Here is a 6,040-nt window from a genome sequence, read left to right on the forward strand (position 1 = left end):
CTTATGAGCACTGTCCCTGCCGCCACCAGCGCCACCAAGAAGAGCCGCCCTCAGGTCAACCTGAGGGTGCTGCGCAAGGAGCAGCTGTCGCCGCACATGGTCCGGATCGTGGCCGGCGGCGAGGGCTTCAGCGACTTCACGAACAACGGGTTTGTGGACCGGTACGTGAAAATCGTGTTTCCACAGCCCGGCGTCCAGTACCCCTCCCCCCTTGACCTTTGGGCCATCCGCGAAACCATGCCGCGCGAGCTGTGGCCCTTCACCCGCACCTACACGCTGCGTTGGGTGGACCCGGAGGCCCGGGAGCTCGCCATCGACTTCGTGGTCCACGGCGACGAAGGGCTCGCCGGACCGTGGGCGGCCAACGCCCAGCCGGGCGACACGCTCACCTTCACCGGCCCCGGCGGCGCCTTCAACCCCAACCCGGACGCTGACTGGTACCTCTTTGCCGGGGATGAAGCGGCCCTGCCTGCCATCGCTGCCTGCATCGAGTCGCTGCCGGCCGAGGCAACGGGGCTGGCCTTCCTGGAGGTCGGCTCCGAGGCCGATATCCAGCCCATTTCCGCCCCTGCCGGGCTGAACATCACCTGGCTGCCGCGCAACGGGGCACCGGCAGGTTCCGGCGACCTGCTGGTCAGCGCCGTGGCGGACGCCGAGTGGCCGGCCGGTACCGTGGACGTCTTTGCACACGGCGAACGCGGGTACATGAAGGCCTTGCGCGAGGTGTTCTTCAAACAGCGCGGCCTGGAGCGCCGGCAGGTGTCCCTGTCCGGATACTGGGCGCAGGGCCGCGTGGAGGATGTGTTCCAGGCCGAGAAGAAGCTGCCGGTCGGCCAGATCTAGGTCCCGCAAGCTGCGGCGCCTGGGTTAGCGGCGCCGGAACCACGCTAGCGGCGGCGGGCCCGGCGGCGCTCGTTGCTGGCCAGGCTGCGGGTGAGTGGACGGGCCAGGACATCGCCCAGGACGATGCCGCCGGCCGTGCCCAGCACGATGGCCCCGGCACTGAGCATCCCTCCGGCGCCGGCCAGGATCTCGGCTTCTTCAACGGTGAGCACGTACATGGAACGGAAAATTGTGAGGCCCGGCAGCAGGATCAGCGCCGCGGGTACAGCGACCACCAGCTGCGGCGCGCCCATCCGCAGGGCCACCACCCTGGCCAGCAGGCCAATAACGACGGCCGCGATGGCCGGTGAGAACCGGTCGCCGATCCCCAGCAAACCGCAGCCGAGCAGCACCAGGTAGCCGGCCACGCCCACGGCCGCCGTGGGCAGCAGCAGCTTCCACGTGGTCTGTTCGGTGATGCCGATGGCCATCACCGCCGCGGCCACGAAGACGACAAGGACCCAGAGATCGTAGGCAGGCGGGAACGTCTGCGTGACGTCAATGCGTTGCAGCCCTGTCAGCTCCCCCACCACGAAGGCAACGGCGATTCCTGCCACGATGGCGCCGAAGGTCAGCAGCGTGGACAGGAACCGTCCCGCCGCCGTCACGGGGAAGCCGTTGATGGCGTCCTGCACGGAGGACACCAGGCGCCCGGTGGGCAGGAGGAGGAGGATGCCGCCCACCACCACGATGGACGGCGAGGCGGTCAATCCGAACTGCCACAGCAGCAGGGCCAGGATGGTGACCACGAACGAGCAACTGGCGGTGATGAAGAAGTCCGGCACCCGCCACCGGCCCAGCTGCCTGGCCAGCAGGCTGATGCCGATGTTGGCCACAAACGCGATGATCGAGGACACCGGACCGCCGCCTAGCACTCCCACGAACACGGCAGCGAAAACACCGAACGCGGCCGTGACCATCCAGCGCGGGTACGGCTTGGGGCTGGTGATGGCCTCATTGAGCCTGCGAATCGCTTCGTCGCGGCCTACGCCGCCGGCCACGATGTCCGTGACCAGCTGGTGCACCTTCGCCAGGCCTGCGTAGTTGTTGGTCCAGGAGCGCACCACGCGCAGCAGTGCGATGGGGGTCTGGTCCTTGGGCGCGTAGTTGATGCCGACGGACTGGTTAGTGATGTCCACCTCGATGTTCTTCAACCCCAGGGCGGCAGTGACGGCAATGATGCTGGTTTCCACTTCCAGGGCGCCGGCACCGTAGCGGAACATGGTCTCCGCGAGGTGAAGGGCGAAGTCCAGGGTCTTGCGGGCGGAGGTGTCCACGCCGCCCACCTGGATGGTGGGGTTGGCATACGGGCTGCCCGCCAGCCGGTCCACGATGCTCAGCGGGGCCGTGGGCGGGTTTTCGCCCTGGACCAGGCGGCGCAGCATGCGCCGGGCAGCGGCGTCCTGCCGGATCTGTGCAGGGGTCAGCGGTTCCGTCTTGGGCAGGCCTTCTGTATTAGGCCTGGTCCGTGGCCGTTCGGGCCGGTCAGTCATGCCCGCTTCCTCCCTGGACGCGTGGTTGATGCGTGGTTGGTTGTTGGTGCGTGGTGCGCCGGTCAGGCTCCGCGCTTCAGGGGCAGCTTCCCCAGGATGGTACGGGCGGCGCCAGCGGCGGCCCTGGCTACCCGGTTCGCGTGGAAGACTGCGGGCCGCACCGGCAGGACGAAGTCGCCCACCAGCTGGACCACTTCGCCGCCGAATCCCTTCTTGAATTCGTAGCCGCCGTGGCCTTCCTCGTCCTGCCCGGAGATGCCGAAGGTGCCGTAGAAGTTGTAGCGGGGGTACCCCTTCTCCAGCGCGTGCAGCATCATCCCCCAGTACAGGGAGGTTGCACCGTTGAAGTAGATGTAGTCCTGGACGGTGCCGCCGATGACGCACACCACCTCGTCGCCGTAGCAGACGAAGTGGATGGCGGCCACGGTGGCGGTCCCTACGGAGTCGGGGAAGCGTTCGATGTCCTTCAGGCTCCGCTCGTAGCTGTCCACCAGGTCCTGGACCACTTTGAGCCGGTTGGCTTTCTTTTTGCTGCCCGTTTCCTCCACCTCGCGGCGGAGGTCGGCCGCGGTGGCCGATTCCTCGGCCAGGCGCTCCGTAATGGATTTGCGGTAGGCCGGAATGTCGATCTTGGCCATCATGAGCTTGGTGAATTCGGGCGACGTGGTGCGGAGCAGGTGCTCGTAGTAGGCGCGTTCGCGGTAGACAAAGCCCTTTTCGTCACCGGCGCGGCTCAGGGCGCCGTAAAAATCATCCAGTGTTTCCAGGGTGGCCTGCTCCAGGAAGACGCCGTTCTTTTCGGCTTTCCGGATGGCTTTCCGGGTCCGGTAGCTGGTGCCCATGATCAGTTCCTCGGCGTCCTGGATGCCCACGAGGTTTTTGATGAACATCCAGTTGACGTTCACGAAGTTCATGTCCAGGCCCTGGTGCTGGAATCCAATTCGCTCCAGGTCGGCCACCAGTGGGCGGTTGTCCTCGATGTCTGGGTGCTCCGCGCCGTCGGCGTCCCGGGCGATGTACCGGATGTTGGGCGAGATCCGCAGTTCGGCAGCTTTCCGCCCTGCCGCGTGCTTGCGGAGAAGTTCGACGACGGCACCCACCAGGTCCCGGTCCGTGTAGTCCATGAGGGGGCCCTTGGCGCATTCACAGACGGTGTAGCCCAGCCGGGTGGTGGTGAAGTTGAGCTTTCCGGCGGCCACGAGCTCGCCGTCGCGGCGGACCCCGAAGAGCTCCACCTGCTGGCCGCGGGCACGCTGGAAGCGGGCAAAGTCGATGGACTGCAGGAAGCTGTTCTGCGGATGCTTCAGGGCGAAGGCCTCGAAGTCGGCGTCGCTGAGGTTGGCGTATTCAAGCCCGGTAGCGGCGGAAACTGTATTCAAGGGGTGACCTTCTTCTCGACTCTTCGCGGCCTTGGTTGGCCGCACTGTATTGAGGGTGTTTAGGCGGACTGTGTTCGCGGCAGGGGTGGCTTGCCTGCAGGGGTGCGCTGGATTTGCAGCCCTGGTGGCTGCGGTCAGTAAAACTGTTGGCCGGTGCGTGCGGTTTCGATCCGGCGGAACACCTTTTCTCCCCCGTTGGACCAGAGCCGGTACCGGAGCGGGGACAGCACGTAGTCATGGCAGCCCACAAAGTCGGTGACCGTCTTGGTGAAACTGGTCTTGAACATCCCCATGCCGTACAGGTTGTGGGTCTTGTCCTTGATGCGCGCAGCCGGCGGCGTCCCGCAGAAGTCGTATTCGGTGCAGCCGAGTTCCTGCATCCGCTTGATGGCAGTCCACTGCACCAGGTGCGAATCCCCGTACTGCTTGCGGTTCTGGGTGGAGCCACCATCCTTGTAGGTGGCCTTGGCACCGTAGTTGATGACGAACGCGCCGACGCTGGGCTTCCCGTCCTCATACGTGAAGAAGAAGTTGCCCTGGCCGCGGTTGCAGAACTCGTCCCAGAACTGTGCGTAGTAGTCGTAGCTGCGGAGGGGCATAGAGCCCTTGGCGTTGACGGTGTTCGCCATCAGGTCGTACAGGGCGCGGTAGGTTTCGGGTCCCGGCTCCTGCCGGACCACCTGGCAGCCCTCCTTCTCGGCCCGCCGGACTGCATTCCTGGCGCGGGAGGAAATGGCTTTGAACACTTCCTCTTCGGTGCCGGAGATGTCCAGCAGGGCGGTGGAGTCGTTGGACTGGATGTTGGGCGCTTTGACCAGCTTGGCCGCCTGCAGCTCCCGCTGCGCATCTCCGGAATCGATGATGTCCGGCTCCACCTTGATGGTGAAAACGTTCAGTTTGCTGCTTCGGACGAAGGCCGCGCACGCTTCGAGGGCGGGCCGCAGGTCCGCCGCGTCCGCCAGGTCAGGACCCTTGATGAGGTACCAAAGCCGTCCCAGGACAGGGAAGCGCTTTTCCAGCACCAGGTTGTAGCTGGAGTTTCCGCCGCCTTCCAGCACCAGGAACCGGACTCTCCAGCCACTGCCGTTCTTGACTGATGCATAGGCGGCCGACTGCAGCATGTTGCCGCCGTTCGGGTTGGCCGTGACGTGCTTGTCCCAGTTCTCAATTTCCTCGGCTGTGGCAAAACGTGCGGTGAATTCTCGCAAGGGGGCCGTGTCCAATCGGGTTTGTGCGCGGTTTCGGTACTTCTGGATGCGTGCGGACATGCAGCCTCAAGTCTAAAGCCTGACGCGCTCCCGGCTTTTCCCCGACCCGGCCGGCATGGCCAGTCTCACGCTGCCGGACGCCGTCTTGACGGGCCTCGGGGCGTTCAACAAGGGTTGGGGTATGAGGCCGGATGGGGAAGAGACAACCGCTCCTGCGGGCACCGGCAGGCAGCCGTACAGCGCCGGGGTTCAGGTCGCTGCGCTTTTCGGGTTCCTGGTGGCGTCCCTGGTGGTGGCAGCGTTGGGCGGGCTGGCGTCGGCGGCCAACGTCACCGGTTGGTACGCGACTGCGGACAAGGCTCCCTGGTCCCCGCCGAACGGCGTGTTCGGTCCGGTCTGGTCTGTCCTCTACACGGCGATGGCTGTGGCTGCCTGGCTGGTGTGGCGGAAACGGACCAGCCGGACCCGGCCGGCCATGGCGGTCTATGTCCTCCAGTTGGTCCTCAACCTCGCCTGGACCCCTGCATTTTTTGCCCTGTACCCCGCCCTCGGCACGGCAGCCCTGTGGCTGGGACTGGTCGTCATCCTTGCCCTGATCGCCGCCGTCGCCGTCACGGTTTTATATTTCGGCCCCATCAGCCGGACCGCCGGGCTGCTCCTGCTCCCCTACATTTCATGGCTGGTGTTCGCCGCCAGCCTGAACTGGTGGGCGGCAGCACACAACTAACTGCCGGCCGAACATCGGCTGCGCCCGTCAGCCTGTTCTTCCACCGCGGCGGCCGCTGTCAGCATTCGACGACGTTGACGGCGAGGCCGCCCATGGCGGTTTCCTTGTATTTGTCGCTCATGTCTTTGCCGGTTTCGCGCATGGTGATGATGACTTCGTCGAGGGAAACCCGGTGGGTGCCGTCGCCCCAGAGGGCCATTTTCGCGGCGTTGATCGCTTTCGCGGCGGCGATCGCGTTCCGTTCGATGCACGGGACCTGGACCAGCCCGCCGATCGGGTCACAGGTCAGGCCCAGGTTGTGTTCCATCGCGATTTCGGCCGCGTTTTCCACCTGCGCCGGGGTGCCGCCCA

At 65.7% G+C, this 6,040-nt stretch carries 6 protein-coding genes; 2 read left to right on the forward strand and 4 right to left on the reverse strand.

The window, feature by feature from the left end; genetic code table 11:
- Window positions 1–3: 3 nt before the first annotated feature.
- Window positions 4–843, forward strand: a complete 840-nt coding sequence (locus ACFO0G_RS17365) for a siderophore-interacting protein (protein ID WP_376979188.1) — start codon at window positions 4–6, stop codon at window positions 841–843.
- Between the two features lie 44 nt (window positions 844–887).
- Here ACFO0G_RS17365 and ACFO0G_RS17370 read toward each other — a convergent pair whose 3' ends face one another.
- The 3 genes from ACFO0G_RS17370 to ACFO0G_RS17380 all read right to left on the reverse strand — a co-directional run bounded on the left by ACFO0G_RS17370 (window position 888) and on the right by ACFO0G_RS17380 (window position 5,022).
- Window positions 888–2,375, reverse strand: a complete 1,488-nt coding sequence (locus ACFO0G_RS17370; protein WP_376979190.1) for a threonine/serine exporter family protein — start codon at window positions 2,373–2,375, stop codon at window positions 888–890.
- A 62-nt stretch (window positions 2,376–2,437) separates the two neighbouring features.
- Window positions 2,438–3,754, reverse strand: coding sequence for a peptidoglycan bridge formation glycyltransferase FemA/FemB family protein (locus ACFO0G_RS17375; protein ID WP_376979192.1), 1,317 nt, complete (start codon window positions 3,752–3,754; stop codon window positions 2,438–2,440).
- Window positions 3,755–3,888: 134 nt separating this feature from the next.
- Window positions 3,889–5,022 (reverse strand): lipid II:glycine glycyltransferase FemX, encoded by a 1,134-nt coding sequence (locus tag ACFO0G_RS17380; RefSeq protein WP_376979194.1) that lies wholly within the window; start codon window positions 5,020–5,022, stop codon window positions 3,889–3,891.
- 121 nt (window positions 5,023–5,143) lie between these two features.
- On the opposite strand from ACFO0G_RS17380, the gene ACFO0G_RS17385 reads away from it, so the two are divergent.
- The gene (locus ACFO0G_RS17385; protein WP_286401958.1) at window positions 5,144–5,689 is read left to right on the forward strand and encodes a TspO/MBR family protein; all 546 of its coding nucleotides are present in this window, start codon (window positions 5,144–5,146) and stop codon (window positions 5,687–5,689) included.
- A gap of 58 nt (window positions 5,690–5,747) precedes the next feature.
- Here the strand turns inward: ACFO0G_RS17385 and ACFO0G_RS17390 are convergent.
- Window positions 5,748–6,040, reverse strand: a 293-nt coding sequence (locus ACFO0G_RS17390; RefSeq protein ID WP_376979197.1) for an L-serine ammonia-lyase, iron-sulfur-dependent, subunit alpha, incomplete at its 5' end; no start/stop codon positions are given.

The sequence above is a fragment of the Arthrobacter sedimenti genome (genome assembly GCF_042652025.1).
GTDB lineage: Bacteria > Actinomycetota > Actinomycetes > Actinomycetales > Micrococcaceae > Arthrobacter > Arthrobacter sedimenti.